Source organism: Candidatus Enterococcus wittei (assembly GCF_002140175.1).
In the GTDB taxonomy this organism is placed as follows: Bacteria; Bacillota; Bacilli; order Lactobacillales; family Enterococcaceae; genus Enterococcus_B; species Enterococcus_B wittei.
The window spans coordinates 1,174,264-1,179,143 of sequence record NZ_NGMO01000001.1; the positions used below are offsets into that span (position 1 = coordinate 1,174,264).

Sequence of the window (4,880 nt, forward strand, 5' to 3'; positions counted from 1 at the left end):
CACCATCCCTCTCACCTCTTTCAAATTATTCTATAATTAAATTATAACTAACAATAAGAAAAAACTAAAACTTAACGTCTTTCTCTACTCTAGATACTAGTCTTATATACACATCTAGATGTGTATAAGAGACAGGAGTAGTTTCTCTGCCAACACCATCCCTCTCACCTCTTTCAAATTATTCTATAATTACTGTCTCTTATACACATCTAGATGTGTATAAGAGACAGGCTTCTAACAACATAAATACTAAAAAGTAATTTTCTATGAAAACAAAAAAACTGTAAACAACATTCCAGGTTCATGAATTTATCTACAGTCTAATACCTGTCTCTTATACACATCTAGATGTGTATAAGAGACAGTTCAGGAAGTTGTCTACAGCCTGAAAATAGAAAGAAAACGGTTCTTTCTGTTCTCCAACCATTCTCAGCTATCTTGTCACCAACATTCGTTTGACAAAGAATTTCGAATTCTAGTCATGAGTGTACTTTTTCCAAATTTAGCTTTTCTTAATTAGATTTTTTGTAAGGCTTGCATATCTAATTCATTTTGGCTTAATAGTATCACTCTGAGTCGCTTCCTCCCTTGGGTGACATCAAAACTGATTCGTCCTCGTCTTTTTCGTAATCGTTTGAATGTCACATTTGGTAGTTGTTGACGAATCTCGCTTAGTGGGAATTCTTTCAGGTGCAATGACGGTACATAAATACGCAAAGTCGTTAAATAACTTTGATAGGTTACATCAGGGGCTTCAATATCTAGGTACTCCTTAATATAATAAGAGTATGCTTTGACACCATTATCTAAAGTGAAGGTTGGATCAATTACTTTATAACAGATCAATTGACTATGAGTATCATCTACCCAAGGAAAAAAGGCTTGTCGATTTAACATCCCTTTGGCTCTTCGTTCACTATATTCATGGGTAGAAAAATTATACGTCCTAGTGACAAAAAAAGTAGCTTTTTTCTTTTCCACCGGCTGCATCAACTGATTTTGGTACTGGACAGATTGAAGCATATCATCGGTATAAGCATATTCAACAAATGGTTCCCGTAACAATCCCACCCCATTATCCCATGCTAAATGGTCAAATCCCAGCTGATCTCGATAGTACTGTTGAAATTTTTGATTTGTTTTACTTTTCCACCGAAATGGTTCTCGATAAATTTGGATACCGATCACATGATTCTCATATTCAGTTACTCTTTCTACTTGTTGCACTTCTAAAAAAATTTCTTTAGGAATGAATCGATAATAGTGATAACTGTAATACATTTCCCAGCAAGAGGTAAAACACAAAGCTTCAAACAGTAGATCATACCCAGGGAAAAGGTTACAATCTACCTCTATTTTTCCTGACTGACCTAGGAACTTCGGTAATTTTTCCGTTTCTTCCGGAGATTCTACGATCGAACGCTCTGAAATTCCACTAGTATTATTATATAAATACTCTTCATACGCACGTAAGTAGGCAAAAACTCCATGTTTGCTCATTTTGACTTGGATATAATCGCGGATGACTAATTGATTTTTGAGAAATCTCCCCCATTGAAAATGAGCACTAATCTGAATAGTCGTTTGATTGAATTGTATCTGGCATTGTTCCTCTTCGTTACCAACCACAAACCACCCTGTTTTTTTCTCATTTACCGATTGGAGCGAGGAGTATGCATCAGCAAGTTTGAAAGATTCCTTTTGGTGAAGAGAGGATTGAAAAAATGTCGGTTCAAGCAATAGGCGACTTAGTACTAGTCCATCCATCAGTTCGGTCAGTTTTTCCTGATAATCAACATTTACCAGTTTGATTTTGAAGAGTAGTTTCTCTGCCAACACCATCCCTCTCACCTCTTTCAAATTATTCTATAATTAAATTATAACTAACAATAAGAAAAAACTAAAACTTAACGTCTTTCTCTACTCTAGATACTAGTCCGTGGTAAAATGAATAAAAGAAGAACAAACGAGGTGAAAAAAATGGGACTTAAATTTGAGCGTACAGATAATTTAGATAAGATGTTTGAATCCTTTGGTGTCGATCCAGAAAAAGCAACTGCTTCCAAGGAAGAAATCAATCGTTTTTTAAAACCAAAAATTGAACCAAAAAAAGATAAAAAAAAGAAATAGACAAAGGAGGCTGGATACAGAAGTGGTTAACTCCGAGAAATAAGAAGGGCTTCACGAAAATTGCTTTTCGAATTTTTGATGAATTTCAGCTTATTATCGAAGGGGTTGCTTCTGATTCCGCCGTTTATACGTATTTAGAGCATGAAACAAGAGTAAATAACACTTTTGTTCCACACTCTCTTTTTATGGCTCTTCGACAAGTAGTGTTGGTGAGTTCAAATTGAAAGAATTTCATCGAGAATCAATCGAAGCAGAAATACGCTTCGATTGATTCTTTTTTGTTTTGGATAATATAAAATCCCAAAGATACACTTTAAAAAAATAAAACTCCTGACTCATCAAGAGTTTTAAGTGTAAAGTGCTAGTTCGTGCGTGTTTATTATGGATATACTATAAGATAAAGGTTGCATCAGATTCTATTAAAACTGGAGTCTGATATCAATTGCGTTCTTTACTAGCTTGTATCCCTTCTCATCCACGCCAGAAAATATTTCTAGCGGAGATATATTTTATCGCTTGCCATCTTCATATTCATAAAAATCTTGATTGGTAAATAAGTTGTACGCTAAAGCAACCAGTCGCTACTCGCCTCCAGATAAAGATCCATTGAACCACTTTTCGCTATTAATACTTTTTTGATCAAAAATCGTTTTACATAGATTAAACTTAAATTTTCGCATCATGAAAAGGCAATAAATATTACCTTACCAATATTTTTTTAAATGGCCTACTCGAATTGATATTGTGGAGTTGCTTCTTGTCGATTGTGTGTTCGTTTCTTCGATACATTTTGACGAAGTTTATTTCTTTTTTCAATACTCCTAGTGACAAGATCCGAGAAACTTAGAGTCGATGGAGCTGGTGTTGGGCTCGTTACTCCTTGTTCTTTTATAATGAATTCAGTTGTACTGTTGTTACTTTTTGTCATACTAGTCGTTATAAGGTCTGAGACTTCCTTTTTCAACCTATCTTTTGCTCTGTATTTTAGATTTTTTAAAGACTCCGTGTGTCCTGTCATTCTTGTTTCTTCCGTTATTTCTTTACTTGGGATATCTGTACTCACATTATCCGTTACTTTTGTTGTGTCCTGTTCTTTCATTTGGTTTACTTGAAGATTTACCTCTAAATTTGAATTTCTAAACAGATAAGCCATTGCCGTATAGAGGAACAGAAATTTCAATTTCATTTTTTGATTATCTGTACTTCTTGGGACACGAACGATTTCATTAATCCCTCTTCCTTCGATAATGTCTCTTAAAATCAATGCAGATAATTCTGCATCTGTCAATAAAAAATTATAAAACAATACATCATCTTCACTCATTCCCCTTATAACCTCAGACTTGGATAAGTTAGGTAAATTCAATTCTTTAGCTAAATGATCCACAAAGACACTGAAAGGTTGGGAAACTAAATTTACTATGCTTGTTAATTCTTCATAAATCAGTGATATTGCTTGTGCTGCAGTCGGTTCCGTTCCTCTTGGGGGACTATATTGAACCGTCAGATCCGCTGTATGTGAAACAAGATGTGACCCTTCATGAATTAATACTCGAGATGGTCTTGCTGTTAGCTCATAATCTGGAGCTTTTTGAGGATCCAAATGTTGACTATCTGCATAAATAATGACTCGACATTCTCCATCAGTTGTAAAAACCTCTGCTTTCGGAATAGCTAGATTACCTGTTGATACATAAACATTTTCCCCCTCTTTCTTAACGAATGAATCACTCCAAACGAGCAAAATATTCTCATAGTCCCATTCCTTTGATTGCTTATAGAAGTCTTTGATTTTTTTCAATCTATGCAAAAATTTTTTAATCGTTTCTGTTATGAGGAGTTCTTGGCTAGGAGTCTCATCTATTGAAAGTAATTTTGTTAAATATTCCCCTACCTTAGATTGGGAAAGAGTTTTATCAAACTTAACTAGTTCAACCGCTTTGTCAAGTTCAAATTGTGCATGCTCGGCTTTTGCCACAGCTTCTTTAAGCTCAGCTTTTGCAATCGCTTGGTCAAGCGTAGATTCTGCAATCTGGACTTTTGCCACAGCATCGTCAACCACAGCTTGTGCCACATCTTTTTCAACCTCAGCGTTTGCTACGGCTTTGTTAAGCTCTGCTTTTACAGTAGTTTTGTCAAGCAATAATTTTTCAAATATGGCTATTCCGGAATCTGCAAACTTCATTAATTCTTTAAGACCATTCTCTATATCTTGAACAAACGGCTTGAGAAAATCTGGCACTTTATCAGGCTTAACCCCCGCCATTGTATTAAAGGTAGAATTGGGCGTCAAGTTCCTTTTAATTACTGTCAAAATACTCTGTCTTACTCCCTCGTCACTATGATAATATTTATTAGGCAAATCTGAAACAAATTCAGTTAACGGTGCAAGTCGAACGTTAGGATCTTCTATTCTTGGAACTACATCTTCATAAAGCTCTGCTTCTCTAAGTTTACTCCATAAATCACGTTTTCCTGCTGATTTGGGAATATCATTAATTACCACTTGACCAACATCTGTACTTGATATCCCTGAGGTGCCCGGCGTCTCTCCCTGAGACACTCTTGATGTCCCTGAGGTGCCTGGTGGCTCTCCCTGAGACACTCTTGATATCCCTGAGGTGCCCGGTGTCTCTTCCTGAGACACTCTTGATGTCCCTGAGGTGCCCGGCGTCTCTCCCTGAGACACTCTTGATGTCCCTGAGGTGCCCGGCGTCTCTCCCTGAGACACTCTTGATGTCCCTGAGGTG

The 4,880-nt window shown here is 36.2% G+C and carries 3 protein-coding genes; 1 reads left to right on the forward strand and 2 read right to left on the reverse strand.

Translation table 11 applies throughout. The features are described 5' to 3' along the window. Positions 1-516: 516 nt before the first annotated feature. Positions 517-1,842 carry a hypothetical protein gene (locus tag A5844_RS04355; RefSeq protein ID WP_086284046.1) on the reverse strand — a complete coding sequence of 442 codons (1,326 nt, stop codon included), beginning with the start codon at positions 1,840-1,842 and terminating at the stop codon, positions 517-519. 138 nt (positions 1,843-1,980) lie between these two features. Between A5844_RS04355 and A5844_RS14170 the strand changes: the two genes are divergently transcribed. Further along, the gene (locus tag A5844_RS14170; RefSeq protein ID WP_086284047.1) at positions 1,981-2,130 is read left to right on the forward strand and encodes an SPJ_0845 family protein; all 150 of its coding nucleotides are present in this window, start codon (positions 1,981-1,983) and stop codon (positions 2,128-2,130) included. Positions 2,131-2,857: 727 nt separating this feature from the next. Here the strand turns inward: A5844_RS14170 and A5844_RS04375 are convergent. After that, on the reverse strand, positions 2,858-4,880 hold a 2,023-nt coding region (locus A5844_RS04375; protein ID WP_086284048.1), incomplete at its 5' end, for a hypothetical protein.

Excerpts from the sequence above, each read along its gene's own strand:
- A5844_RS04355 (WP_086284046.1), bottom strand. The coding sequence starts at position 1,842 with ATGGTGTTGGCAGAGAAACTACTCTTCAAAATCAAACTGGTAAATGTT.
- A5844_RS14170 (WP_086284047.1), top strand. The coding sequence starts at position 1,981 with ATGGGACTTAAATTTGAGCGTACAGATAATTTAGATAAGATGTTTGAA.